This is a genomic window from Pseudomonas sp. KH_027, assembly GCF_057838565.1.
The window spans coordinates 1,862,122-1,888,386 of record NZ_CM174470.1; the positions used below are offsets into that span (position 1 = coordinate 1,862,122).

A 26,265-nucleotide genomic window follows, 5' to 3' on the forward strand; every position below is an offset into this window, starting at 1 on the left:
AACAATCGACAAGTGGCGAACGAATACGCCGCTAAGGCTACCGGCCGTCAGGTTTTACGGTGCATTGGCTTACTCAATTTTTCCCTAAAAGTATCGAAAAATGGCGTTATATAGCCATCTCAGCCCAGCGCTTCGTTGCGAGTGCGTTATCGATATGAGGAAAAGGGCTTGCATCGCAAAACTACGATCATTATAGTCGTAGTTATTCGGTGTTCACTGACTTCCACCAAGCAGCAGTTTGTTTCCAGCCACAGCGCAGGATTGCAAACGCCAAAGCCTGTGAATACCCGTGAAACAAGGGTCTTTTCCTTATGTGGAGCAAAAAATGAAACAGCAAATTTTGATCGTCGGTGCAGGTTTTGGTGGTGTCTGGAGCGCGTTGAGCGCTGCCCGGTTGCTGGATAAGCATGGTCGCTTGGACATTGCGATTACCGTCCTGGCGCCTCAAGCCGAGCTGCGCATTCGCCCTCGCTTCTACGAAACGGATGTTCACCAGATGAAAGCCCCGCTGGGTGATCTGTTCGACGCAGTGGGCGTGGAGTTCATCCAAGGCGCAGCTGATGAGATCGATGTGGCCGGAAAGCGCGTTGTGTACACCAACGCTCAAGGGCTGAAATCGGCAATCACCTACGATCGCCTGGTGATGGCGACCGGTAGCCGCGGTGTTCGTCCTAATCTGGCGGGTGTCGCTGAGCATGCATTCGACGTCGATCAAATTGAAGAAGCGACCCGACTCGAAAACCACATCAAGTCCCTTCGTGATCTGCCAGCGTCGGCCGCCCGCAATACGGTTGTTGTGGCCGGAGGTGGCTTCACCGGAATCGAGACTGCAACTGAAATGCCGGCACGGTTGCGCGCCATCCTGGGCGATGATGCGGACATCAACGTCATCGTTGTCGATCGAGGCAACAAAATTGGTGCGGCACTGGGCGAGGGAATCAGACCAGCCATCATTGAAGCATCCGAAGAGCTAGGGATTGAGTGGCGGGTGAACTCGTCTGTTGCGTCAGTCGACGCAGACGGTGTCACGCTGGCAGATGGGCAACGTATTGAAGCGAAAACGGTTATCTGGACGGTCGGCGTCCGCGCGAGTTCACTGACCGAGCATGTGCCTGCGGAGCGCGATGCACTGGGACGGCTGCATGTTGACCGCAACCTGAAGGTCATCGGTCAGAACGACGTTTTCGCCGCGGGTGATGTGGCCTATGCGGCGACGGACGACCTGGGTAATTTCGCCGCAATGTCCTGCCAGCACGCCATCGCTCTGGGTCGGTACACCGGTAACAATGTAGCGGCCGATCTGCTCGGGGTTGATCCTATCCCTTACAGTCAGCCGAAGTACGTTACCTGTCTGGATCTTGGTGCTTGGGGCGCTGTCTTTACCGAGGGCTGGGATCGCCAAGTCAAACTGCTCAAGGAAGAGGCCAAGCAGCTGAAGACGCAGATCAATACGGTCTGGATCTATCCTCCGGCCGCTAACCGCGTAGAGGCACTTGCAGCTGCCGATCCGCTAATCCCTGTTGCGTAATGGCGCGATTTTGATAAGCAAGACAGAGAGCCCCACTTGGGGCTCTTTTTTATGGAGGCTTGTCTATCCGAGACGGAACACTGAGCTATGCGTGGATGTCCGCAAGTGGCCTACTGCGTTGAAAAACTCCCTTCAAATCCGTCGGGGGCATTTTGCGGCTAGAAAATGCTCAAGTCAGGTGTCACTGCGTGAATTCTGAGTCAGTCGGCCTCTACACCACGCGCAGATTTCAATCTTGAGCGGGGATTTTCTTGTGGCGAAAATCCCCATCGAGTGTTCAACGCAATAGGCCGAAAGCAATGGGTTGGACTCCCCCTCACCCTGGCACTCAAGATGCCGGGGGGGAGGGGGAGTCCATATACGGACGTTTGAGACTGTCTGCTTTCAACCCGGAGTAGCGGACACTGCAGCAACTCGAGATGGCTTGGCGGAGCATCCTCCTGACCCCTTCTTTCCAGTCAATTGACTGGAATCACTGCGGGCTTGTTCACATCCTTCAGGAGAAAGACCAGAAACTTGGCGGGCTTCTCCTGGCTGGCGTTGCGTCCAACCGTGTGCAGGTCTTTTGGTCCTTCATGGAAGCTTTGTCCGGGCGTCAGTGTGACCTCCTTGCCGCCGGCCACGCCCATGACGACGGAGCCTTCGAGTACGTAGATGAAACCATGCGCGTCGTGACGATGAACCGGGTCGGCCCCGCCGGGCGGATACTCCACCGTGATCATCAGCACTTCCTTTCCGGGGTGCTCGGGAAGCGCTTTGATCATCACTGTATTGACAGTCGGGGGCGGCGCGGAGGCTGCCTTTTCCTCGGCCATGACGACCCCGGTGCACAACAGAGGCAGCAGGGCGAAGAGGTGATGGATTTGCATGTGGCTCTCCTCATCTGGAGTTCCCGGAAGACGCCTGATTCCGTCGATAGGGATGTGGAGGGCTGGCAGGTGGCGACCCCTAGAGTGCGGTCGCCACCTGTCGGCCGGGTACTACGTCGGTCTACCCGCTAACGCGGAGCGACAGAGCTCTTGAGCCATGCCTCGAAGTGGGTCGCTCCGATGATCGGGTTGGAGCCGGGGGTCAGTGACTGGTCGTTGATCGGCGCACCGAAGTAAGTGGCCTCGGCGTCCGAGATTACCTCCCGCGGATCTTCGTTGTGTTGAAGGTAGACTTTGACGAACGAGGCGATCGGCAGCCGGTCAGGTCCAGCCACCTCTACCGTCTGGTTGGTGGGTGATTGCTCGGCGATCTTTGTCAGTGCCGCCGCGACGTCGGCCGAGGCGATCGGCTGCAGTGCGGCCGCGGGCAGGCGAATGCTGTTGCCCTCGACGCCGGAATGGGCAATGGCGCCCATGAACTCGAAGAATTGCGTGGCCCGAAGGATCGAGTAGGGTACTCCCGAGTCCTTGATCAGCTTCTCCTGGGCCATCTTGGCCCGGAAGTAGCCACTGCTGAGCATCCGCTCCGTGCCAACGACGGACAGGGCGACATGGTGTTTCACCCCGGCAGCCTTCTCGGCGGCGAACAGGTTGCGTCCGGATGTCTCGAAGAAGTCCAGGACGGCGGCGTCCTCGAATGACGGTGAGTTCGCGACGTCGACGACAACCTCGGTGCCAGCCAGCGCCGCCTGGAGGCCTTCGCCGGTAATGGTATTGACGCCAGTGTTCGGTGAGGCTGCCAGGACCTCATATCCCCGTTCGCGCAGGTTGTCGCAGAGCTGGGTTCCGATCAGGCCGGTTCCTCCAATGACTACGATTTTCATGTGTGTGCCTCCCTATGGATGGACGCCGCGGGGGACATTTGGCGGCGTGGGACGAGCACCCGGCTGGGGAAGCCGGGCGCTCACAGTTGCAGGGGTTGGCAGACGCTACGTCGGGCTGGCCAGCTCTGCGTCGCCGCATGGCCGGTGACTTGTGTTGACTGTCACGTCAGGGGCGGCCAAGGACATTGATCATGGAGTTTCGACATGGTCCGCCATGTCGGTTTTCTGGTCTACCGGTTTCGTGTTGCGGGATCTGAGAGGAAAAAGAAAGGCGAAAAAGGGAAAGATATATTTTTCAACCTGAACGTCCGCTTCTGGCCCAGGCTGTGTGAAAACGTAGCGAGCGAAGGTTAGACAAGGCGCAACGCAGCGAAGCGGAGTAACAGCCACAGGCTGGCCCGAAGGGCGAGCGCCAGCGAGTCAAACAGGCGAAAAAGCGCAGTTTACGAGCTGTAAATGAGCAGTCTGAGCCTGATTTCAACGCCGTATAACCGAGCGCAGTAGTTTTCACACAGCCTGGATCCGGAGGAGACGTTCGGCTGCGAGAATATATCGGTCGAACGGCCATCCGAGCTTGCGGCCGAAGGTCGCAAGGGAAAGGGCGGCGTGATGTTGTCATCGCCCCTAGGCGGGGAATTCGGCTATCCAGTGTCTGGCAATCTCTTCCCGCCGGCAGATCCACACCGAGTCGTGGCCTTGCACGTAGTCGAGAAAACGCGCCAGTGCCATTGCACGGGCGGGATGACCACTGATCCTGCCATGCAGGCCGACGCTCATCATCTTCGGGCGTTGCGCGCCCTCCTGCCACAGCAGGTCGAAAGCATCCGTGAGCAGCCGGAAGAAGTCCTCCCCGGAAGAGAAGCCGTTCGGCAGTAGATAGCGTGCGTCGTTGTTGACCAGCGTGTACGGAATCACCAGGTGTGCGGGCGAGCCTGGGAGCCAGTAGGGTAGGTCATCGTTGTAGGCGTCTGAGCTGTAGAGAAACCCGCCGTCCTCGCGCAACAGGCGACGGGTGTTCTGGCTGACCCGTCCGGTGTACCAACCTATGGGGCGTTTGCCGCAGAGCCGTTCGATTACCTCGAGGGTAAGGCGGATATGGCGCCGCTCTTCGTCTTCAGGTATGTCGCGATAGTCCAGCCAGCGGTAGCCATGCCCGGCGACCTCATGGCCGGCAGCGCAAAGCGCATGGCCGATCTCCGGGTTGAGTTCCAGTGCTTGGCCGACGGCGAAGGCGGTCAGGGGCAGGCCCCGGGCGCTGAACAGCTCCAGAATGCGCCACACGCCTGCGCGCGAGCCGTATTCATACATGCCCTCGACGCTCAAGTCCCGTTCTCCCACGCGAGGTGGGCGGCCCGGCAACTCGTGGAGATAGGCCTCTGACTGGGCATCGCCATTGAGGATGGACGACTCCGCACCCTCTTCGATGTTGAGCACGAACTGAATCGCGACGCGAGCCTCACCCGGCCATCGTGGGTGGGGTGGGCAACCACCGTAACCGACGAGATCGCGGGCGGACATCAGCCCAGCTCGAAGGTGGTGACGCCGAAGACACGTTCGTGCGCGAGAGCCGGAGGAGGGCCGAGGTACATGCGCGCGCAGCCGAAGACCTCGATCATCCCATGGTGGTGCACGAGTTCCATCGCGGCGGGGTTGTTCTCCGGGGCGTCGAGGAACAGCGGGTCACCCGCGGCGAAGCCGGCCAGGTGCGAGTAGAGGGCATTGGCCGCCAGGCTGTCATCGGTGAACAAGGGGCCGATCTTGCAACCTTCCCGGCAGCGCCGCACCACGCCAAATCCGCTCAGCCTGCCTTCGCGCCGGCAACCCAGGGCGAGCGCATCGGGTTGGTCTATCCACCCTCTCAGGAAGGTCGGGCGCGAGGCCGGGAAGCAGGTGCGGTCGTAATCGAGAACCTGATCGAACGGGAAGGTAGCCAACGGGACGATGTCTTGGTCGTCAATCAGCGAGGTTGCTGGACGTTCGGGGATATCGGCACGAAATCGTATATTGCGATGGGAGAAGACGAAGCCACCGTTGGCGTAGTAGCCCTGCATCGCGAAGACGCCGTCCATGCCGATGCTCGCACCAGGGCGCAGGCGGGCGAGGAGCTGCTCGCGGCGGGCGTGCCAGAGGGCATTGCCGAGACCCCGTCCGCGATATTCGGGCCGAACGATGAAGAAGCCCATGAAGCCGAATTCGCCGTTGTAGGAGGTGATGGCACCGCCGCCAATCAACTCGCCATCAAGGTCCGCCGCGATAAAGGCATCAGGGTCCGTAGCCCAGAACAGATCGGCATCGTGAAGGCCGGGATTCCAACCCTCGCGCGCAGCCCAGCCGACGAGCTCGTCCAGCTCGGAGCGGGTCATGTTGCGTATCACAAGGTGAGTCGACACTGCGGTGTTCTCCTCAGTCGCCAGTCGAGCGCGCGGTCTATCCCGGGGGGGCAGGGACATCACGGTGCGCGCAATCCGGAAAGCCAATACTGGACGACCGACGTAAGCGGGCGGCTATCGCGTGGGGATCTGTCCAGTCCGAACCTTTTCGGTATAGCGTCAACTCAAGTATCGATCCAGGCCGTCGCAGGCAAGGTGCACTTCAGGCATCGCGCAAGAGGTCGCGGGCATTGAGCAGCTCGTAAGCAATCTCCGGTCGCTTCTCCAGCCCTCGGCGAATTGCCGCCGGGATCGACTGACGGGTTTTGCGACAGAGTCCGGGCAGTTCGTCGATATGAATACCGATGCCGCGCATGGTGCGCACTTCGTTGAGGCTCGGGGCGACTTCCAGGCGGATGCCTAACTGCTCGAACATCCGACGCTGCATATGCTCGAGGTCGGCCAGGCTCTCGATATTCTCCAGTCGGTCGAGCAGGCGCTTTTCCTCTTGGCGGGTCAGGCGCAGGACGCGCAGATCGGCCCCGGGTGTGTCCTGCAGTCGCTCGAGCCCGCAGAGGCAGACTCCGGGCGGGCAGGGTTGGCGGATAGGAAATGGGGAGGTCATGGGCTCCGATATTGATCTTGAGTCGATCCTGCCTACGGGCTTGTTTTCCAGGAGTTAGTAGGAGATCGGCCGCTCACACCGACGTATTGAGTGCCACGGCGGCGCGAATGAGCGCCTTCAAGGCTTTTTCATCAATCCTGTCGCCCTCATGGAAGTCAATGGCACGTCGGGTATTGCCTTCGAGGCTGGAGTTGAAGAGGCCTGAAGGGTCCTCCAACGAGGCGCCCTTGGCGAAGGTCATCTTCACGGCATTCTTGTACGTCTCACCGGTGCAGATGATCCCGGCGTGCGACCACACCGGAACCCCCCTCCACTTCCATTCCTCGACCACTTCGGGGTCGGCCTGCTTGATGAGCGTTCGGACCCGAGCGAGCGTCTCGCCCCGCCAATCCCCCAGCTCCTTGATTCTCGCAGCGATCAGTTGAGAGGCGGAGCCTCCTTCCTCTGCTTCCTCTGCTTCCTTTGAACCGGCTCTCTCGCTCTTCATGGTGTTGTCGCCTTCCTCATGATGGTGGTCGCCCTCGTCATGGTAGTCGGCGCTCGCCCGTAACTTAAGTAGCGCTAACTGATGGCTTTCAATGCTGTCTCTCCCAAGCGATCCCGCACAAAAGTCTTCGCGTTACGCGTCATGTGGTCGAGATGCCGGTCACGCTGCTTTTCTGCATCGTGCATCGCCCGCTTTCCGTGTTTTTGAAGGAGATAAGTATGAATCTGCCGCACCTCGACCGAGCTGTAGATCGGTGCAACATCCAGCAGTCCCATCAAGCCGTCAGTACTGTGGTCACGGGTATTCATTAGCACCTGAGGACTGCGCACGCCCACTACCTGAAACCCCATCGATTCAAACCAGGGGACCTTCCCAACGGTGCAAGTCAGCTCGGCATGAGGGTATCGGCCGACCATCTCCTGCACCATCGCGCGCGCGACCCCACGGCGCCGATGGCTTGCATGCACAGCCATATAGAGCACGCCGCAAGCCTCGGAATCGTCCTTGACCGGCAGATACAGCAAAAAGCCGATTACCTTCGACGGGTCCTCATCGTCCGTCGCTATGATCAATTCGACAGGAATCCCTTTAGACCCGCCGATAGCCTCCAGGTAGAGATGAACCTCGTATCCGATAGCATATTGATACACGTTGTACAGAAGGTTGCTCGGTGCGATACCCACCATGCTGATGTCGGTTAAATAGTCGACGACCATCTGGAGTATCTGGCTATTGATATGCTCGGGGCACTGGGTTTCATAGTGGGTGATCTTGGGCATCGAGTTTCTGACTCCGAGGGTTGAGGCTTGCCCTTGACTTGAAGGGTTCGCACCGGGCTCGGCCATCATAACGTGCTGTTGCAATGGCGCCGTACGGCGATGCAAACCCCGGAACCAAATGACGTATTCAGGTTGGCAATGCACGTGACGCGCTACCCACCGACTGCTATCGACCCGGGCTGTGTGAAAACTACTGCACTCGGTTATACGGCGTTAAAAATAGGCTCAAAATGCTCATTTACAACTCGTAAGCTGCGCTTTTTCGCCTGTTTGACTCGCTGGCGCTCGCCCTGCGGGCCGGCCTGTGGCTGTTGCTCCGCTTCGCTGCGTTGCGCCTTGTCAACCTTGGCTCGTCACGTTTTCACACGGCCTGGGTCGTAAGCCGCCCTTCACCAACAGCTGCTTTAGACCTATTCCGTTTGCAATGACTGCCATTCAGCGGCGCATGGTTAGCAGGTAACGTGCGAGTTGCCGCGCACGTTACAGGGATTGACACAGTGCCCATGCGCCTAATCCGATGGAAATGCGCTTGTTAGCGCTATTCGTCCATGCTGATGCCCGATCCCCCTAATTCCTTGGGGACATCCTTCAGCTTGGGCAACCCATCTTTGATGCGTAGCACGGTCTCCTGATAGTGGACGTGAACGCCTGGCGAGTACGCGAGATCCGGGATGACTGCGGCATACACGTCGATGAGCCCCATTCCCGGGTGTTCGGTGAAGATGTGCCCGCCGCAAGTCTTGCACCACTTGCGGTAACTCTGTGGTGTCTTGTTGTATGTGCCGATGTTGTCAGCACCCCGAGTCACTTGCACCGCCTCGGGTTTCCACAGGGTGAAGGCATTGACCGGCCCTGCTGACCAATGCCGACACGACGCGCAATGGCAATAGCCCATCGCGGCCGGCTCGCCGCTGACTGTGAACTCGACCGCACCGCAAAAGCAGCTGCCCTTGTAAGACCGTTCATTGCTCATGGAGTGACTCCTTGATCGGTTGTCAGGCGATACCGCTGCCCCCGCCGCCGGGCATGGCATGGATCGCCTGGACGTTGCCTCGCTTCACTCGTCGATGTAGCGCACCGCTGTCGCCGGCGTGCGCCGCACCTGCAGTTCGAAAATGTCCGGGCGCGCGTAGTGCCCGGTGACGTCGAGCGTCCGCCGCGCTGGCGCCACGCGTGTGACGTCGATGTCCGCATACAGAATGCCGGCCTCCCTGCGTAACGGGCCGGCCACGAGCCGGCCCTGGGGATCGACCACCACCGAGTCGCCGTCGTTGATCCATTCGTCCGGATCGGGAAACAGCTGCGTACGCGCCGGGAAATCCTCGGGGATGTCGCTGCCGCGCAGTACGGTGCCGCTGCCGAGTACCCAACAGCGGCCTTCGAGTGCAATGTGGCGCATCGTGCTGATCCAGCCGTCGCCACTGTCGTACGTGGGGGCGACGTAGATCTCCACCCCTTGGGCATACAGTGAATAGCGTGCCAGCGGCATGTAGTTTTCCCAGCAGATGAGCGCACCAACGCGGCCGACCGCTGTATCGACCGTGCGCAACCCGGTTGCATCACCGAAGCCATGCACCATGCGCTCGGGATTGGTTGGCATCAGCTTGCGGTGGCGGTTGAGCACTTCGCCGTTCGCGCCGATGACGACTACGCTGTTGTAGAGCGTGCCGCCGCCATGGAGCCGGTCGCATTCATTGATGCCGCACACGATCGTCACGGCGTGAGCTCTGGCGGTCTCGCACAATTCGCTCAGGTCACCGTTCGCGATATCGACGGCGTTGGCCAGCAGCCGCGCATGCAACTGGCCCATTACAGCCCCGTCCCTTCCCGCCGCCAGCCGCCAGATCCATGACGGGTAACCTGGAATGAACGATTCGGGCAAAACGATCAGCGAGGCTCCCGCCGCCGCAGCCTCAGCGACCGATTGCACGGCCCGGGCGATCGTCGCGCTGCGATCGAGCAATACTGGTGGGCGCTGAATGATGGCAATCATCGTCATGGCGTTCTCCTGTGGCGGTTGGTTTTCGAAGGCCTCAGCGTGCGCGCGACGAATTCGCGAGGCTAGTCCAAAATCTGAAGCGTTGTAGTTGCGGAGTCCAAGCGATGGAAGATAGCTACGGTCAGTTCTGCACAGTCGCGCGCGGTGCTGAAGCACTGTGCGAGCGCTGGACGCCTTTGGTCGTGCGCGAGTTGTTGTGCGGCAGCAAACGCTTCAATAACCTGCACCGCGGCGTACCAAGGATGTCCACCAGCCTGCTGGCACAGCGGCTGCGCCATTTGGAAGATATCGGTGTCGTGCACCGCACGGCCGCAGGCAAAGTCTGGGAGTACAGCCTGACCGAGGCGGGCGAGGATTTGCGCCCCATCATCATGGCGCTCGGCCATTGGGGGGCGCGCTGGATCGGCAGTCGCCTTCGCGATGACGAACTCGACGCGGGCCTGCTCATGTGGGACGTGCGACGGTTCGCGCGCATCGAGGAGTTCCCGCCCCGACCGGTGGTCATCCACTTCAGGTTCCGCGACGCGCGGTCCGGCGAGCAAGCGTGGTGGCTCGTGGTCGAACATGGCGTGGCAGATCTGTGCCGCGACGACCCCGGACGCGACCTGACGCTCGTCGTGGACTCTAGCGTGCGCGCGTTGACCGAGGTGTGGACTGGCGACCGCACACCGCGGGAGGTCCTGCAGTCGCGAGACTTGCGCGTAGACGGCACAGCACAGGATGCGCAAAGCCTGTGGCGCTGGCTTGGCACGAGCACGTTCGCCGGTACCCGGAGCGCTGCACTCTAGCCCTGGTGGTTGCCATCGTGAAACCATCTCCCACGGTCGACAAACTGCTCTCGACCTCTTTCGGATGCTATGAGGCATCTACAGAACCAGGGGCGGTTCAGTCTTGTGACAAGTAGTTTCGCCCATAGGACTGGCATCGGGCAGATTCAAAACGAGTTACGCATTTTCAGACTTGTTGGTTTATCCACCACAGTGCCTTCTGGCCTGCCCTCAAGTCGTTCGCTTCGCTCACTGGGACCGCGTTCTGCGGCCCCTTAGCTTAATCGTTGGGCGCCTAGAGGCATCCAGCAGCACGGCTGAACCAGACGTTGATATCCACTAATGAATGAGGAGAACGATCATGGCCACTAACACTGTCCACCTTCACCGTGTTTTGCGCGCACCGCCAGAACGGGTCTATCGCGCATTCCTCAACGCAGATGCGATGGTCAAATGGCTTCCCCCGAACGGCTTCACTGGCAAGGTTCATCACATAGAGGCCAGGGTAGGCGGCACCTTCAAAATGTCTTTCACCAACTTCACCACCGAGCAAAGCCACAGTTTTGGCGGTGAGTATCTGGAGCTCATACTAAACGAGCGAATCCGCTACACCGATAAATTCGATGACCCCAATCTTCCAGGGATTATGCAAGCTACGGTATCTCTAAAAACAGTGTCTTGCGGCACCGAGTTGAGCGTGGTGCAAGAAGGCATTCCCGATGTAATACCCGTCGAAATGTGCTATCTCGGGTGGCAGGAATCACTCGCGTTGCTCGCAAAACTCGTTGAACCTGAAATCCGTGAGTAATCGGGGAAAAGGGGACCGATTTATTTTCTTACTCCGAATGTCAGCTTTGGGTTGTCGACTCTTGTCATCCGTAGTTCTGCTCAGCACCATGGGTTGTGGTTGGGTCTGATCTGTTGAGCGAATCAATAGCCGCTGTACTAGCCTCAAACCACTGGGCTGTACCCTGCCAATAGCCATTTATTTCTCAGGGCGAGCAAATTCAATTCACATCACAAAGGTGAACACAATGAAGAGCTTTAAACTCATCGTTGTTGCACTAATTGGTGGTTTTTGGGGGGCTACGGTATATGCCAGTGCTCAATGCGAGGGGCCGACAAAAGACGGTAATACTTGGAATCTGGTGTGTGCAGCCGATGGGGCTGAGGACTTGGATTATCAGTGCAACTACTTTATTTCGTTAACTAATGCAGATGGGTTGAGCGAGACCACTGAGGCTCGTGGCGGTGTTCCTCAGGGGAAAAGCGGGGTGATTATTTGGTCGGCTATCCAGAGTGACGGTGCCGATATTGTTTCGGCCAGTATTGTCAGTGGTTCATGTAGCCTTTAATTAATAATGGAGAGCACGATTGACCTCCGCGTAGTCCATGTCGGTAATGCCGGGTGCAGCTACTCGCCGAGGTGCGCGAGCGTGTCGCGCATGGGCGCAACCGACACTCTTACCATGCCGTCGAGCGGCGTAGCCATTTCCTCAATGAGAAGAATCGCCCCGGACGCCGATAGCGCGCACATGAACAAGGCGGCAATGATTGTCCCGTTGTGGGGCGCGAACAAGCCAAACGTGCCGAAGATAATGGATAGCCACGCCACCAGAACTATCAGCAGCGATATCGGGATTGAGCCCTTCGCCTGTAGCAGCGTTAACCAGCGTGCAGCGAGTACTTCATCGACAATCTGTAGAGCGTGCGCCTTGAGTGCGCGCTGTGCATCGTTGCGTGGGGCGAGTTCCTCCACCTTGCGCTGAAGGCCTTCAGCCCGGTGGATTGTCTCAGGGTTGTTGAGGCTCGCCAGCTGCGACGTATCGCCCGACGCGAGTATCTGGATCGCACCGGCGTAGTTACGCTTTAGCAACGCGCGGATCTCTTCGGTTTCCGGTCCATATCTCGCCAACACGCGGTCGAATTGGATGATATTCGCAGCATTCTGCAGTAGCTCGTTACTTGCCGTATCGAATGTGCCTTTTGCCGACGAGATCAGCAGGCCAAGCACTAACGCGGCCATTGTCGCGATCAGACCGGTCGCCAGTTTTACGACACCGATAGATTCGTCGCCCAGGTGGTGTGCGGGCAACAGCCCGCGTAAATACAAACCAAGCAGCGCGCTGCCGAATACACAGATAAACACGATCAATGTGATAACGAGGTGATTCAAGCGTCAATCCTCCATCCTTGTGGTCGTCAGCGCCTGCTCGCAAACGCCGACGCCGTGATGTGCCGTGATGAAAATGATCGGGATGCCTCTGAATGACCCACCACCGCGACGTACGGTCTGACTTTGCAGATGGCGACTCCTCATACAGGCAGCGCGGTACGAAACCTGACTCGACCCATCTCAAGACCATGATAGTAGGCGACACGTGGATATTGGGCTTTGGTCCATTGCCATGTCGCCGCATCCGGTGATGAAGGTGGTTGGCAGCTACGCGCTTGCTGTGCTTAGGTTTGTGCGTTCGGGAGGCTGGCGATGAAGCCGCGATTGATATCGGCATCGCCCTCGGCATCAGCTGTTAGCAAAAGTCGATGTGGACGATGTGTCGCTGATTGGGGCATTGCTTTGCATGCCGGCAAGACAGACTTGACTGGATAGTTCTGTATTCAACCCTACTCTTGACGGTGGGTTTAATGTTTCGGGTGGACAGGTAGTGCGCGCTCCTCGAGATACTCACGAAAGAGTGAAGGAGTGATCATGTCGTCATTTTTCCGCGTGCTGCCTCTACCCGGTGTCTCCATCTACCCCCTCCTGAACAGCGGTCTGGCCCACGCGGGCGGGATCATGCTTTACGAGTACGCTACCGATAATGTCGGCCTGGCCAATGCCGGCGCCGCCGCGCGGGCGCAGGGGCCGTCGACCATCGCCAGCAACCCGGCAGGTATGAGCTACCTGGATGGCACCCAGATCACCGCCGGCGCCCAGGTGCTCTACGGCGACCTGAGCTTTGACCGGGACTCCACAACCAACGTGACGGGCAGCGGCAGCGGAAACGCGCTGGAACCGACGCCGGGTGCCGGCTTCTTCATCAGCCACCAATTGGATGAGCAGTGGAGTGTCGGCTTTGGCTCTTATGGCGACTTCGGTCTGGCAGCCAACTACGACAATGACTGGTCCGGGCGCTATTTCATTCAAAACGCCAGCCTCGGCGGCTTGTCGCTGGTGCCCAGCGTGGCCTATCGCTTCAACGATGAGTGGTCGCTGGGTGTCGGGTTGAAAGCCATGTACGGCATGCTGCAATCCCAGGCGGCGATTGATCGATCACCGTTCGGCTTGATTGATCGCGCCGACGGGCAATTCAAGTATGAGGACAATACCTGGGGTTATGGCGCCAACCTGGGCGTGATTTACGCCCCACAACCCGGCACGCGGATTGGCCTGGCTTACACCAGCCAGGTGGATCTGGACTTCAAGGACCGCCTCGACGTTAAAGGCAGCGGCCCGGCGCTGGATCGCCTGAACGGCCTGAGCACCAAGCTTGAGATGAGCGTGCCGCAAACTGCGGCCCTTAGCCTGTACCAGCAACTCGATCGGCAATGGGCGCTCCTGGCCACGGTCAACTGGCAGGACTGGTCGCAGTTCGGCGACATCTATGTGGATGTGGACACCTCTCTGGCTGGCGCGCAGTACCAGGCCGCGCCGAAGCCGCTATGGAATTTCGGTGTCGCCTATGACAGTACGGCCGTGTCCGACGGCAACCGGACAGTCACCGTCCCTATGGGCGAATCCTGGCGTCTGGCCGCCGGGCTTACCTATGCGTTGGATAAAGACACCGACGTGAACCTCAGCTGGGTCACGGTCTGGCTGGGTGATATGCCGGTTGATCAAAGTAAGTCCTTGTCAGGCGACCGCATTTCCGGGCAATTCAGCAATTCCTGGATTCAAGTCCTGACGGGGAATATGAGCTGGCATTTCTAACGTTTGGCCACCGCGTAGTAGGTTTTCCCTGGGCGTACATAATCAACTGGAGGGGGTATGCGCCAGATCGTTAACAAAGAACCATGGTGGGCTGTGCCACCGAAACCTGGCCAGGATGAGTCCGAGTTGGAGTGGGGATGGCTGGTGACGTACAGCGAGGGGGAGCCGCGGTTTGAGTTCGTGAAAGAACGGCCTTCGGAAAATGAGATCCGTAACCGCAAGAGTTGCCGGATCACTCCTCAGTTGGAGTGATCCGGCAACTGAGCGATCTGGTTGTTGTTCTGATGCCAACGTCCGCATACAGGAACCCCCTCTTTCCGAGCGGTTGCTCCTGGTCGGAAGCTTTCTACCGCAAGTGTCCATATTGGCAATCGTCAGGGTTGCCTTGGTCCTTCCTGACAGAGCGCTGCCTGGAGTCGCAGTCTTAACAAAAAATATCAGGTCACTCGAGTCGGCGCGAACAGGGGGGGTCGATATCTCGTGATGTCACTTCAGTCTTCGGCGACTTTTCCGCAGGTCGAAGAATCACCGGATTCCTCCGCACAAACCTTGCGAACGCATCCGCGCAACCAGCGATGCGCTGGGTCGGCATCCATCCGCGGGTGCCAGAGCATGGAGACCGTGATTTGCGGCGTGGAGAGCGGAAGGGGGAAGCTGTACAGGCCGTCGCGCAGGTTTCTGGTGTGTTGTTCGGGAACCGTAGCGATCAGGTCCGAGGCCCGGGCAAGCGCCAGCGCGGCACAAAAGTCACCCACGATAGTGACGATTTGCCGTTCCAGTCCAAGGGGCTGCAAGGCTTCATCAATCAGCCCCTTATCCAGACCGCGCGACGAGACAAGGATGTGCATGCCGGCCGCATAACCGGAGGGCGTGATCTCGCCTTGGCTCAGCGCGTGCCCCGCGCGCACCACGCCAATGAAACGATCCTGGAACAACGCCCGCGTGTGCAGCTCGGGACTGGTTGTGTCCACTACAACACCGGTTTCCAGATCGACACTTGCATCGCGCAGTGAGGCGCTGTCCTTGTTGAGCTTCTGCACGAAGTGCAAGCGCACGCCGGGTGCTTCCTGGCTGATGCGGGCAATGAGCGCCGGTCCGAAATTTTCTACAAAACCGTCGCGGGTCCGCAGGGTGAAAGTGCGAACGAGCTGCTTGAGGTCGAGTTTTTCTGCCGGGCGCAGAACTGCTTCGGCGTCCTGCACCAGTTGCCTGACCCGCTCGCGCAGTTCCAGCGCTCGGGGTGTAGGAACCAGGCCGCGTCCGGCCCTGACCAATAGCGGATCGCCGGTCGTCTTGCGCAAGCGCGCCAAGGCCCGGCTCATCGCCGACGGGCTCAGCCGCAAGCGTTGGGCTGCGCGCGCGACGCTGCCTTCGGCGAGCAGCACGTCCAGGGTAATCAGCAAGTTGAGATCAGGGGTCGACATGCGGCAAATCTAGCATGGCTTACGGATTACATGGCGTTAGCTGCATGTATCAAGTGCAAATGCTGCGCCTTCCGCCTTGTCATGGGCGGGAATAGGCTCCTGATGACTAGATTTCGGGAGCGGCCAAACAATGAAACTCATCACCAAACCAGGCCCAGCAGGCGGCGATCAGGCCGTCGCTGCCAGCGCGCAACTGACCCCATCGGCGCGCTGGGCGCTCGCCAGCCTTTCGCTGTCGGTGTTGATGCCCTCACTCGACACCAGCATCGCCAATGCCGGTTTACCGAGCTTGTCCCAGGCGTTCGGCGCCTCCTTCCAGGCGGTGCAGTGGATCGTCCTGGCCTATCTCCTCGCCATCACCACGCTGATCGTCAGCGTCGGACGGCTCGGCGACCTCATCGGTCGTCGTCGCTTGTTGCTCGGTGGAATCGTCATTTTCACCTCGGGGTCGCTTCTGTGCGGCGTGGCGCCCACGCTCGGTTGGCTGATCGCCGCCCGTACAGTGCAGGGCCTCGGCGCGGCCATCATGCTGGCCCTCACCGTGGCGTTGGTCGGTGAGACGGTGCCGAAGGCTAAGACCGGGAGCGCCATGGGGCTGCTGGGCACCCTGTCCGCGCTGGGCACCACGCTGGGTCCAGCGCTCGGTGGCGTATTGATCGCCGGCCTTGGCTGGCAGGCGATTTTCCTGGTCAACGTGCCACTGGGCGTGGTGAATTTTCTTCTTGCGTATCGCTACCTGCCCGTTGATCCCCGGGAGGCGAAGGTCGAGCGAGCGGGCTTCGACAATTTCGGTACCGTGCTGCTGGCCCTGAGCCTCGCGGCCTATGCGTTGGCCATGACCCTGGGGCGCGGCGCTTTCGGGCAACTCAACATCCTGCTGTTGCTCGCTGGGGGTTGCGGCGTCGGCCTCTTCGTACTCGTCGAGGCCAGAGTCCCATCGCCTTTGATCAAATTGGCGCTGTTACGCGATCCGTTGTTGAGCGGCAGTCTGGCCATGAGCACGCTGGTGTCCACGGTGATCATGGCGAGCCTGGTGGTCGGGCCGTTCTATCTGTCTGCCGCGTTGGGGCACGAAGCCGCGCTGGTGGGGCTGGTCTTGTCGGTCGGCCCGCTGGTTGCCGCGCTGACCGGCGTGCCGGCCGGCCGCGCAGTGGACCGTTTTGGCGCTCCATCCATGACCAGGGGCGGGCTCGTCGGCATGGCGGGTGGCTGTTGCGCTCTATCCATGATCCCTGCGAGTTTCGGAGTTCTCGGCTACATCGCCCCCATCGTTGTTGTCACCGCCAGTTATGCCTTGTTCCAGGCGGCCAACAACACGCTGGTGATGATGGATGTTCGCCCGGACCAGCGCGGCGTCATTGCCGCCATGCTAAGCCTGTCGCGCAATCTTGGCCTCATCACCGGGGCATCGGTCATGGGCGCCGTGTTTGCCCTGGCATCGGCGGCGACCGACATCACCACAGCGCCGCCGGAAGCCGTGGCCAGCGGTATGCGAATTACCTTTGCCGTCGCCGCCGTTCTGCTAGTCGTGGCTCTCGCCATTGCTTTTGCCAGCCGGGCTCTTGCCAGCCGGGCCGCTCCTGCAAATCGTCAAGCGGAGGAGGGCCGTGGCCTTGAATAGGATCGACCTCTGCGTCGGCAGTTTTACGGCTAGATGTCCTTGCCGAGAAAATTCTCCGGGTCCGACGGAGCGGTCTTGGGCCGCGGCTTGAAAGCCTTGACCACTCTGCTGTCGATAGCCGCGAGGCCGACCGCGATCATGGCCATGCCGAGAAAATGCTTGGTTTGCAGATGTTCACCCAGCACCAGCCCTCCGAGCAGAGTGGCGCTGAGCGGAATCAGGAAGGTCACCAGCACCAGATTGGTTTGGGCGATCCGCCAGCAGCACAGCCGGCCCGCTTGGCAGCTGCCTGGCCAATCCATAGACCTGAAGATGGCTTCTCGAGCGGGGGTAAGGCCAGGTCTTCAGGAACGCTGTCCAACATAGCCGCTCTTGAAGTCAGTGCCGCGGACTGGCGTCGTTGCCTTGAGTCCGTTTCACAATGGACGGTACACAGCGGCTTATCAGGCCGGCGGCTAGCTTCAGGCTGACATCACGCAAAAGGTGGCAAAGGTATTTATAAAGCAATCCATCTCGTTATAAGTCTGCGCTGTTTGTGCAGTCTTTAGAACTAACGTTGAATTGCAACGGGTTGCGGTTATAAGTCAATGGACAAAACGAAGTTCGGGTACTAGCGTGTTCTGTGCTGCAGTCGCAACTTGGTTGTTGCAAGTCGTCTCCATTATTGCTTTTAAATCTGTGTTTAAAGTGGAGTGTTCAGCGGGTCGTCATGTTGCAGTGCGCCAAGATGAATTGTGGAGCCGGCGTCAAATTCCCAGGTGGCGGGCTGGCTTTACGGTAGTTGTATTGTTCACGACAATGGAAGGTGAATATATGGCTATAAATAGTACATTCTTGATTTGCACGCGTGGCATTGACGATAAAGGTAATTTTACCGCCGAGCCGGGCGACTCCACGTTTCTGCGCATATCTTCAACGAAGAAGGATTACAGTCATGCCGATATGATCAGTAAAGAGCGCTGGAAGAAGGCCGTTATTGCGGCCGCAGATGGAGCGGAGGACGAAATTACCGGTGTTACGGGCAATATTCTGTTTTTTGTCCATGGCTACAACAACGACGGTCCGACAGTGTTGTGGCGCACTCGCACACTACAGCAAAGCTTGGCCAAGCAGGGTTGGAAAGGACTGGTCGTCGGTTTTGACTGGCCAAGTGACAACTCGACCTTGAATTATCTGGAGGATCGCCAAGATGCATCTTTTGTTGCTCGGCGGTTGATTGGGGATGCACTGGAACTTCTCATCGAGGCCCAGTTTCCCAGTAAGGAAGGTACTGCGCCTTGTACTATCAATGTGCACCTTCTCGGTCATTCGACAGGCGCCTATGTGATTATGGATGCCTTTGCCCAAGCCGCGAAGAATGGGGATTTCTTCAGGAAGCCTTGGCGGATCGCTCAAGTCGTCCTGATTGCCGGAGATGTTTCCAGTGCCTCGCTTTCGGCCGGTTCTGACTGGTCAACCCCGATGTACGATCGAATATTCCGCCTGACGAACTACTCCAATGGTTACGACAAAGTCCTGGGCGTGTCGAACATGAAACGTCTTGGTGCCTCTCCGCGCGCGGGGCGGGTTGGGCTTCCTGCGGATATTCCGCAAAAGGCGGTAAATGTCGACTGCTCTGCCTATTTTTTGAGCAAGGACCCGAAACGCTCGAATTTCGTCGGGACCTTCAACCATTCGTGGCACATCGGCGATGAGACCTTCGCGCTGGACCTGGCACTCACGCTGGACGGAGCGATGGACCGACTGGTGATTCCTACGAGGCGGGTAGAAAGCGCACGGCTGGTTCTGGTTGCAGGCTCCAGCCGGCCAGAATTTCAGCCGCAGTGGGATGAAGATCGCCCGGCCCCCGCTTAACGCTCAAGCTTCAAGGCCTGCATCACAGGGCCTTGAGGCTGTTTTCCTGCTTTGCCCCGGCCTTGACGAAAACCGGCGGTTGAGGCTTCTGTTCGGCCGTCCCGTCGCGCTAAGACCTTCCCCTTGCTGAGCCTTTCTCGCCTTGCGCTTTTCTGGTCTTAAAACTCCCTTGACGTTTTAAATTATGATCAGCATATAATTAATGAATTATGACCATAATCTAGCGTGGTCGCGATCTTTGTCAGTCATGAGTCGGAGGGGATGCTCCATGCGATACAAGGTGTTTGGTCGACGCACAGGCCTGCGGGTGTCCGAGCTGGCGCTGGGCACGGGCAATTTCGGTACGGGCTGGGGGCATGGCGCCGAGCGTGACGAGGCGAAGAAAATCTTCGATGGCTATGCCGAGGCCGGCGGTAATTTCATCGACACCGCCAATGGTTACCAGGCTGGGCAGGCCGAACAGTTGGTGGGCGAGTTCATCGCTGCGCAACGCGATCATTTCGTCTTGGCCACCAAGTACACGATGCGAACGACCCCAGCCGACGGGATTTCGCTGACGGGTAACAGCCGCAAGAACATGATCCGTTCCGTCGAGCAAAGCCTGAAGCGGTTGAACACTGACCGGATCGATCTGTATTGGGCGCATTTGGACGATGGCGTGACACCCATGGAGGAGATTCTCCGCGGTTTCGACGATCTGGTTCGTTCCGGCAAAATCCTCTATGCCGGGCTTTCCAACTTTCCCGCCTGGCGCATCGCCCGGGCCGACCTGATGGCTGAGTTACGCGGCTGGGCGCCGATCGCCGGTATCCAGATCGAATACAGCCTGGCTGAACGCACGGCGGATCGTGAGCTGATGCCGATGGCACAAGCACTGGGGCTCGGCGTTACCCAATGGTCGCCGTTGGCGGGTGGTTTCCTCACCGGTAAATACCGTGAAAGCGACGAGGGACGGCTGACCAAACTCGGCATCCTGATCCACTCCGAAAAAAGCGCCCGCGAAACCGCCATCCTCGATGCGCTGCTGGCGGTTGCCGAAGAACTGGGTGTCTCCGCCACGCAGGCGGCTATCGCCTGGTTGCGGCACAAGGCTGCGCATTCGAGCACCAGCTTGATTCCGATTCTCGGCTCGCGCACCCGCGAGCAACTCGATGCAACCCTGGGGGCGCTCGCGGTGCAGCTCAGCGCCGACCAGGTCGCCCGGCTCGATGCGGCCAGCGCGGTCGAACTGGGGGTGCCCCATGTGCAGATGAAAGAATCCCAACCTAGTCTGATGGGTGGCCGGCACGAGTCGTTCGACTATCCGCAGCTACCCGTGGCTTGACCCTGATGATCCCCAGTCCTCTTCCTGATCGGGCTCACCTTAGCCCTGGAGAATTGCAATGAGCAGGCAAAATACAAAAGGCACGGCGCTGATTACCGGCGCATCTTCCGGTATCGGCGCGACCTATGCCGACCGTCTGGCGCGCCGTGGTTACGACTTGCTACTGGTCGCCCGTGACCGGCACCGGCTCGACAGCATGGCCGAGCGCCTGAGCGGCGAAGCCGGGGTGAAGGTCGAGGTGCTCAAAGCCGATCTGACTGACAAGGCCGACCTGCAGGTGGTGGAGCAACGGCTGCGTAGCGATGCATCCATCAGCCTGCTGGTCAATAACGCCGGGGTGGCGATGGATGGGCCGTTGATCACTGCCGACCTGGACAAGTTCGACAGTATGATCCAGCTCAACGTGGTGGCCTTGACCCGTCTGGCGGCGGCTGCGGCTGGCAATTTCACCACCGTCGGACGCGGGGCGATCATCAACCTGGCTTCGGTCGTGGCTCTGGCGCCGGAGATGTTCAACGCCACCTACAGCGCCACCAAGGCCTATGTGCTGAGCTTGAGCCAGTCGCTGCAGCAGGAGGTGAGCCCGCAGGGCGTCCGCGTGCAGGCGGTGCTGCCGGGTGTCACGCGTACGGAAATCTGGGAGCGCAGCGGGATCGACGCCGATCGGATTCCGGCTGCGATGGTGATGGACGTGGGGGAGATGGTGGATGCGTCCCTGGCGGGCTTCGATCAGGGCGAGCTGATCACCATTCCGTCGCTGCCCGACGCCAGCGATTGGAGTGCCTTCGTCGCCGCCCGGCAAAAGCTCGGCCCCAACCTGTCGCACGACCATGCTGCCGAGCGTTACAAAACCGGCAACTGAACCCTCAGCGGGCGGCCGCCAGGGTCGCCCGCTCAGCGCGAAGGTTTACTGTGCGGGGTTGCCGTCGACTTGTTGCAGCAACTGGCGCTTGGCGGTTTGCAGAATGCGGTCGGACAACGCCGGGTCGGCGACGCTGCGCGCCAGCACCAGCGCGCCGACCAGGGTCGAGAGGATCGCAATGCTCTGTTCGGCCGCGTCCGGGGCGGGCAGGGCGGCCTCGATCACGGCCAAGCGCCCTTGCACCACCTTATCGCTGATCGTGCTCGGCTGGCCACGCTGGCCCAACTCGGCGGACAGGGTTGGCAGCGGGCAGCCATTGCCCGGATTGGCCCGGTGCTCGCTGGACAGGTAACTCTCGATGAAGCGCGGCAGCGGGTTGTCTTCGCGGAACATCTGCGTACAGGCCGCATCGAGTTTGTCCGCCGCTGCGCGCAGGGCTTGCTCGACCAGATCATCCTTGGATTTGAAGTGCGCATAGAAACCACCGTGGGTCAGCCCCAGCGCTTTCATCAGCGGTTGCAAGCCGGTAGCGCCCACGCCGTCGCGGCGAAAGCGTTCGGCGGCTTCATCGATGATGCGCTGATGGGTTTGCGCCTTGTGATCCCCTGAATACCGCACGGCTTAGGCCTCCACAGAGTCGGATATAAAAATGCTGCTTGTAATACTACCCGCTTTGCTGCGCTGAAGCAGCTATTTCAGTGGCCTCCAGGCGGGTTGCCGACGGTTGCGAGGTCTTGGATGGTGGCTTGGGTCTCGGGCCTTTTGCTCAGCACCAGCGTGCACAGGGCCGGCAGGAACAACAGCGTGATCAGCGTGCCGCCGAGTACGCCGCCGATCAGCACATAGGCCAGCGCCGACCAGAACACCGAGAAGGTCAGCGGAATGAAGGCGAGGGCGGCGGCCAGGGCCGTGAGCACCACCGGGCGGGCACGCCGGACCGTGGCCTCGAGTATGGCCTCATGGATCGGCATGCCGGCGTGTTCGTTCTGCTTGATCTGGTCGGTGAAGATCAGGGTGTTGCGCATGAGAATGCCGCCAATGCCGATCAAACCGAGGATCGCGTTGAAACCGAACGGCTGGTTGAACAGCAGCAGGGTCGGCACTGCGCCGATCAGCCCGAGGGGCGCGGTGGCGAAGACCATGAACATCACGCCGAACGAGCGCACCTGAAACATGATCACCACCAGCGTCAGCAACAGCATGACCGGGAAGAGTGCGGCCAGCGCCTTGTTGGCTTTGCCGCTTTCCTCCACCGGGCCGCCGATGTCGATGCGGTAGCCGTCGGGTAATTGCGCAATCAAACCCTGCAACTGGGCAAACACCGCCAGCTCGACATCCGGCGGCTGGGTGCCGTCGACGATATCGGCGCGGACCTCGATGGTGCTGTCGCGGTCCCGGCGCTTGAGGATCGGGTCTTCCATGGTGGCCTCGAAATGCCCGACCTGTTCCAGCGGAATCGACAGCCCGGCGCTGTTGGTGATTGTCAGGCCCTCGATGCCGTCGAGGTTTTCCCGCTGGTTGTTCTGCGCCCGGGCCAGCACCGGGATGCTGCGGATACCCTCGCGTACTTGCGTGATCGGGTTGCCCGTGAGCAAGGCGTTGACCTGGGTTTTTACCTCGCTGGGGGTGAAACCGAGCAGGCGCAGGCGATCCTGGTCCAGCACCAGGCGATAGGCGCTGTTGCGTTCGCCCCAGTCGAGGAAAGCATCCCGGGTCAGCGGGTTCGCGGCGACGATCTGCCGGACGTTTTCGGCGATATCGCGCAGGCCGTCGAGATCCGGGCCGCTGACCCGGAACACCACCGGGAAGGGCACCGGTGGGCCGAACAGCAGTTGCGTGACGCGCACCCGCGCGCTGGGAAACTCGCCGGCGGCAACGCGTTCGCGCATGCGCCGCTTCAGGCTGTCGCGGGCCTTGGCGTCTGCCGTCTGGACGATGATCTTGGCGAAGGCCGGGTCCGGCAGCTCCGGGTTGAGCGAGAGGAAGAAGCGCGGTGCGCCGCCGCCGACATAGGCGTTGACGACTTGCGTCTGCGGTTCCTGCAACAGCGCCTGTTCGACCTTGGCAACCACCGCTTCGGTGGCCTTGAAGGCCGTACCCGGCGGCATGTAGACCTCGAGGATCACCTCCGAGCGGTCCGAGTTGGGGAAGAACTGCTTGTTCACCGCACCCATGCCGACCCCCGCGAGGAGAAAGGCGGCTACCGTCAGGCCGATCACCAGGTAACGGTGCTTGATGCAGCCGCGCACCAAGGCGCGCAGGCGCTCATAGTATTTGCTGGAATAAATCGCATCGTGGCCGCCCGCCATGGGTTTGATCTGTGGCAGCAACTTGACCCCCAGGTACGGCGTGAAAATCACCGCCACCAGCCAGGAGGTGATCAGCGCGAAGCCGACGATCCAGAAAATATTGCCGGCGTATTCGCCTGCTCCGGAACGGGCGAAACCCACCGGTAGAAAGCCGATGATGGTCACCAGGGTGCCGGTCAGCATCGGCGCCGCGGTCGAACTCCAGGCATAGGTCGCGGCCTCGAAGCGGTCGAGGCCTTCTTCGAGCTTCACCACCATCATCTCGATGGCGATGATGGCGTCGTCCACCAGCAGGCCGAGGGAGAGGATCAAGGCGCCGAGGGTGATGCGATCGAATTCGCGCCCGGTTATCAGCATCAGCACGAAGACGATGGACAGCGTCAGCGGCACCGCGGCGGCGACCACCAGGCCGACGCGAAAGCCCAGTGCGAGCAGGCTGATGAGCATCACCACGGCCAGCGCGACGAAGAACTTGAGCATGAACTCGTCAACCGCGGAGCGGATGTTGCTGGCCTGGTCGGAGACTTTCTCGAACTCGATACCCTGCGGCAGGCCGGCGAGAATCTTCGCCTCTTCGCTTTGCAGCACCTTGTCCAGTTCGAGCCCGTTCCAATGCTCGTCCATGATCAGGCCGAGCATCAGGGCCGGCTGGCCCTGGTGCCGGATGCGGTAGCGCGGCGGGTCTTCGTAACTGCGGGTGACGCTGGCGACATCGGCGATGCGCAGCACCTTGCCATTGGCCACCACCGGCACGTTTTCGATGCGCTCCAGGGTATCGAACGCCCCGTCGATACGGATGTAGGCGCGGGCGCCGGCGGTTTCGACGAAACCGGCGGGCAGCACATTGTTTTGCGTAGCCAGGGCCGAGAATATCTGTTCCGGGGTGATGCCCAGGGTGGCCAGCCGCTCATAGGAAAATTCGACGAAAATCCGCTGCGTCTGCTCGCCGAGAATATTCACCTTCTTCACCCCGGGCAGGCGCAGAAAACGCTGGCGCAGGTCTTCGGCCATCAACACTTGCTGGCGATGTGGCAGGTGCTCTGCCTCCAGCGCGTAGAGGGCGAAGTAGACATCGGAATATTCATCGTTGAAGAACGGCCCGATGGTACCCCGAGGCAGGTTCACGGCTTCGTCGCTGAGTTTTTTCCGCGCCTGGTAGAACAGGTCCTGAATTTCGCCAGGGGGCGTGGACTCGTGGTAGCTCATCTTCATCGAGACGAAGCCGGGCTGGGCGATGGTCTCGACGCGGTCGTAGTACTTCAACTCCTGCAGGCGTTTCTCCAGTGGGTCGGCGACCTGCTCCTGCATTTCCCTGGCGGTGGCGCCGGGCCAGGCGGCGGTCACTGTCATGGTCTTGACCGTGAACGAAGGGTCTTCGGCGCGGCCCAGTTTGCTGAAGGCGAAGGCCCCGGCCAGCACCACGGCGATGATCAGGAACAGGGTTACCGCCGGGTTGCGCACGGCGATCGCGGAAAGGTTCAGGCTGCGCATGCTATTCGCTCCGCGCCGCTGTAACGCTTACCGGTGCAATATCCCCAGGGATGGGCAACGCCCGCACCCGGTCACCCGCATGCAGCAGGTGGGCGCCGAGGGCCACGACTCGTTGGCCAGGGCTGACGCCGGATTGCAGCACGGCATATTCCTGACCGAGCTTGGCCACCTGCACCGCTTTGAAGTCGATACTTCCGACTTCGTCGATCAGCCACACGCCTGGTCCCTTGCCGGTGTCGTGCAGGGCGCCGATCGGCACGCGGGTATAGCCTTGCTGGCCGGCGTTGAGCAGGCGTACGGTGATGGTCGAACCGATCGGGAAGCGCGCGGAATTACCTTCGAGGATATAGCGGGCGCGATAGGTGCGGGTCGCCGGATCGGCGGCGGCCGAGAGTTCGCGCAGCTTGGCCTGCACCGCCTGTCCGGGGGCGCCGAGCAGGAAGGCCTGGGCGCCATTGGCCGCCAGCTCGCGCTGGGTTTCGGGAATGTTGATGATGGCTTCGCGGGCGCCGTCATGGGCCAGCTTGGCGACGATCTGGCCTTCGGCGACCACTTGGCCGCGCTCGGCCTGGACGTCGGTGATGATGCCGTCGCCATCGGCGGTGAGGGTCGAATAACTGCGACGATTTTCCACCTGTCGGGCTTCGGAGGTCGCGGCCGCCACATCGGACTCGGCGACCCGCACTGCGGTGGTGGCCTGATCCAGGGTCTGTTTCGAGATGCTGCCCGAGGCCGAGAGGCGGCTGTAGCGGCCCTGGTCATCGCGGGCCTGACGCAATTGCGCCTGGGCGGCGCGCACGCGGTTGCTGGCGGCGCGCAAGGCCAGTTCGAAATCCTCGATATCGAGGATCAGCAGGATGTCGCCGCGTACCACCCGCTCACCGGGGTCGACACGGCGCTCGACGATTTTGCCGCTGACGCGGAAACCGAGATTGCTTTCAGTGCGTGCCGCCACCACGCCGGTATAGGCGTTCTCCTGGCGTGAGGCCGGTTGCACCAGGGCCGACAGCACCGGGCGTGGGGCACTCGTCACGACCTTGGTGTCGGCTTCGCTTTTACAGCCCTGGAGCACGAGCAGGAGGGCGATGGGTGCGAGTTTAGTGGTAACCCAAGTTGTCGATGACATGCTGAAGACCTCAGGG

At 60.4% G+C, this 26,265-nt stretch carries 25 protein-coding genes; 10 read left to right on the forward strand and 15 right to left on the reverse strand.

All coding sequences use genetic code 11. From position 1 onward, the window contains the following. Positions 1-325 precede the first annotated feature (325 nt). Complete coding sequence (locus AC3IYG_RS08840) at positions 326-1,528, forward strand: NAD(P)/FAD-dependent oxidoreductase (RefSeq protein ID WP_489313398.1); 1,203 nt, start codon at positions 326-328, stop codon at positions 1,526-1,528. A gap of 458 nt (positions 1,529-1,986) precedes the next feature. Here the strand turns inward: AC3IYG_RS08840 and AC3IYG_RS08845 are convergent, their stop codons facing one another. The 9 genes from AC3IYG_RS08845 to AC3IYG_RS08885 form a co-directional block, all read right to left on the reverse strand. Further along, positions 1,987-2,397: a cupin domain-containing protein gene (locus AC3IYG_RS08845; protein ID WP_489313399.1), complete on the reverse strand. Its 411-nt coding sequence runs from the start codon at positions 2,395-2,397 to the stop codon at positions 1,987-1,989. A 128-nt stretch (positions 2,398-2,525) separates the two neighbouring features. Then, complete coding sequence (locus AC3IYG_RS08850; RefSeq protein ID WP_489313400.1) at positions 2,526-3,281, reverse strand: SDR family oxidoreductase; 756 nt, start codon at positions 3,279-3,281, stop codon at positions 2,526-2,528. A gap of 624 nt (positions 3,282-3,905) precedes the next feature. Further along, a complete protein-coding gene (puuE, locus tag AC3IYG_RS08855) occupies positions 3,906-4,799 on the reverse strand; it encodes an allantoinase PuuE (RefSeq protein ID WP_489313401.1) in 894 nt (297 codons plus the stop codon). Continuing rightward, the gene (locus AC3IYG_RS08860; RefSeq protein ID WP_489313402.1) at positions 4,799-5,671 is read right to left on the reverse strand and encodes a GNAT family N-acetyltransferase; all 873 of its coding nucleotides are present in this window, start codon (positions 5,669-5,671) and stop codon (positions 4,799-4,801) included. Before AC3IYG_RS08860 ends, puuE begins: the two co-directional genes overlap by 1 nt. Before the next feature lie 202 nt (positions 5,672-5,873). Continuing rightward, the gene (locus AC3IYG_RS08865) at positions 5,874-6,275 is read right to left on the reverse strand and encodes a hypothetical protein (protein WP_489313403.1); all 402 of its coding nucleotides are present in this window, start codon (positions 6,273-6,275) and stop codon (positions 5,874-5,876) included. A 73-nt stretch (positions 6,276-6,348) separates the two neighbouring features. Beyond that, positions 6,349-6,762, reverse strand: coding sequence for a DUF1801 domain-containing protein (locus tag AC3IYG_RS08870; protein WP_489313404.1), 414 nt, complete (start codon positions 6,760-6,762; stop codon positions 6,349-6,351). Positions 6,763-6,836: 74 nt separating this feature from the next. Continuing rightward, positions 6,837-7,541 (reverse strand): GNAT family N-acetyltransferase, encoded by a 705-nt coding sequence (locus AC3IYG_RS08875; RefSeq protein ID WP_489313405.1) that lies wholly within the window; start codon positions 7,539-7,541, stop codon positions 6,837-6,839. 538 nt (positions 7,542-8,079) lie between these two features. Continuing rightward, the gene (locus AC3IYG_RS08880) at positions 8,080-8,514 is read right to left on the reverse strand and encodes a GFA family protein (protein ID WP_489313406.1); all 435 of its coding nucleotides are present in this window, start codon (positions 8,512-8,514) and stop codon (positions 8,080-8,082) included. An 84-nt stretch (positions 8,515-8,598) separates the two neighbouring features. Then, complete coding sequence (locus tag AC3IYG_RS08885) at positions 8,599-9,540, reverse strand: carbon-nitrogen hydrolase family protein (RefSeq protein ID WP_489313407.1); 942 nt, start codon at positions 9,538-9,540, stop codon at positions 8,599-8,601. A gap of 104 nt (positions 9,541-9,644) precedes the next feature. Here AC3IYG_RS08885 and AC3IYG_RS08890 point away from each other — a divergent pair, with 104 nt between their 5' ends. From AC3IYG_RS08890 to AC3IYG_RS08900, 3 genes are all read left to right on the forward strand, one after another. Then, positions 9,645-10,328: a winged helix-turn-helix transcriptional regulator gene (locus AC3IYG_RS08890; RefSeq protein WP_489313408.1), complete on the forward strand. Its 684-nt coding sequence runs from the start codon at positions 9,645-9,647 to the stop codon at positions 10,326-10,328. Positions 10,329-10,668: 340 nt separating this feature from the next. Next, entirely contained in the window at positions 10,669-11,115 is a 447-nt protein-coding gene (locus AC3IYG_RS08895) for an SRPBCC family protein (RefSeq protein ID WP_489313409.1), read from the forward strand. 226 nt (positions 11,116-11,341) lie between these two features. Continuing rightward, positions 11,342-11,662 carry a hypothetical protein gene (locus tag AC3IYG_RS08900; protein ID WP_489313410.1) on the forward strand — a complete coding sequence of 107 codons (321 nt, stop codon included), beginning with the start codon at positions 11,342-11,344 and terminating at the stop codon, positions 11,660-11,662. A gap of 59 nt (positions 11,663-11,721) precedes the next feature. Here AC3IYG_RS08900 and AC3IYG_RS08905 read toward each other — a convergent pair whose 3' ends face one another. Next, the gene (locus AC3IYG_RS08905) at positions 11,722-12,483 is read right to left on the reverse strand and encodes a bestrophin-like domain (protein ID WP_489313411.1); all 762 of its coding nucleotides are present in this window, start codon (positions 12,481-12,483) and stop codon (positions 11,722-11,724) included. Positions 12,484-13,017: 534 nt separating this feature from the next. On the opposite strand from AC3IYG_RS08905, the gene AC3IYG_RS08910 reads away from it, so the two are divergent. Next, complete coding sequence (locus AC3IYG_RS08910) at positions 13,018-14,238, forward strand: OmpP1/FadL family transporter (RefSeq protein ID WP_489332171.1); 1,221 nt, start codon at positions 13,018-13,020, stop codon at positions 14,236-14,238. Positions 14,239-14,295: 57 nt separating this feature from the next. Beyond that, entirely contained in the window at positions 14,296-14,490 is a 195-nt protein-coding gene (locus AC3IYG_RS08915) for a hypothetical protein (RefSeq protein ID WP_489313412.1), read from the forward strand. A 239-nt stretch (positions 14,491-14,729) separates the two neighbouring features. On the opposite strand, the gene AC3IYG_RS08920 is transcribed toward AC3IYG_RS08915, so the two are convergent. Beyond that, positions 14,730-15,662, reverse strand: coding sequence for a LysR family transcriptional regulator (locus AC3IYG_RS08920; protein WP_489313413.1), 933 nt, complete (start codon positions 15,660-15,662; stop codon positions 14,730-14,732). A gap of 130 nt (positions 15,663-15,792) precedes the next feature. Here AC3IYG_RS08920 and AC3IYG_RS08925 point away from each other — a divergent pair, with 130 nt between their 5' ends. Then, positions 15,793-17,283: an MFS transporter gene (locus AC3IYG_RS08925; RefSeq protein ID WP_489332173.1), complete on the forward strand. Its 1,491-nt coding sequence runs from the start codon at positions 15,793-15,795 to the stop codon at positions 17,281-17,283. 29 nt (positions 17,284-17,312) lie between these two features. Here the strand turns inward: AC3IYG_RS08925 and AC3IYG_RS08930 are convergent, their stop codons facing one another. Continuing rightward, a complete protein-coding gene (locus tag AC3IYG_RS08930) occupies positions 17,313-17,585 on the reverse strand; it encodes a hypothetical protein (RefSeq protein ID WP_489313414.1) in 273 nt (90 codons plus the stop codon). Between the two features lie 343 nt (positions 17,586-17,928). Between AC3IYG_RS08930 and AC3IYG_RS08935 the strand changes: the two genes are divergently transcribed. From AC3IYG_RS08935 to AC3IYG_RS08945, 3 genes are all read left to right on the forward strand, one after another. Further along, a complete protein-coding gene (locus AC3IYG_RS08935; RefSeq protein WP_489313415.1) occupies positions 17,929-19,137 on the forward strand; it encodes an alpha/beta hydrolase in 1,209 nt (402 codons plus the stop codon). Positions 19,138-19,405: 268 nt separating this feature from the next. Next, positions 19,406-20,461, forward strand: a complete 1,056-nt coding sequence (locus tag AC3IYG_RS08940) for an aldo/keto reductase (protein WP_489313416.1) — start codon at positions 19,406-19,408, stop codon at positions 20,459-20,461. A gap of 58 nt (positions 20,462-20,519) precedes the next feature. Next, positions 20,520-21,323 carry an SDR family NAD(P)-dependent oxidoreductase gene (locus tag AC3IYG_RS08945; RefSeq protein ID WP_489313417.1) on the forward strand — a complete coding sequence of 268 codons (804 nt, stop codon included), beginning with the start codon at positions 20,520-20,522 and terminating at the stop codon, positions 21,321-21,323. 45 nt (positions 21,324-21,368) lie between these two features. Here the strand turns inward: AC3IYG_RS08945 and AC3IYG_RS08950 are convergent, their stop codons facing one another. The 3 genes from AC3IYG_RS08950 to AC3IYG_RS08960 form a co-directional block, all read right to left on the reverse strand. Then, entirely contained in the window at positions 21,369-21,941 is a 573-nt protein-coding gene (locus AC3IYG_RS08950; RefSeq protein WP_489313418.1) for a TetR/AcrR family transcriptional regulator, read from the reverse strand. 77 nt (positions 21,942-22,018) lie between these two features. Further along, positions 22,019-25,123, reverse strand: coding sequence for an efflux RND transporter permease subunit (locus AC3IYG_RS08955; RefSeq protein ID WP_489313419.1), 3,105 nt, complete (start codon positions 25,121-25,123; stop codon positions 22,019-22,021). A 1-nt stretch (position 25,124) separates the two neighbouring features. Then, a complete protein-coding gene (locus AC3IYG_RS08960) occupies positions 25,125-26,249 on the reverse strand; it encodes an efflux RND transporter periplasmic adaptor subunit (protein ID WP_489313420.1) in 1,125 nt (374 codons plus the stop codon). Positions 26,250-26,265 lie beyond the last annotated feature (16 nt).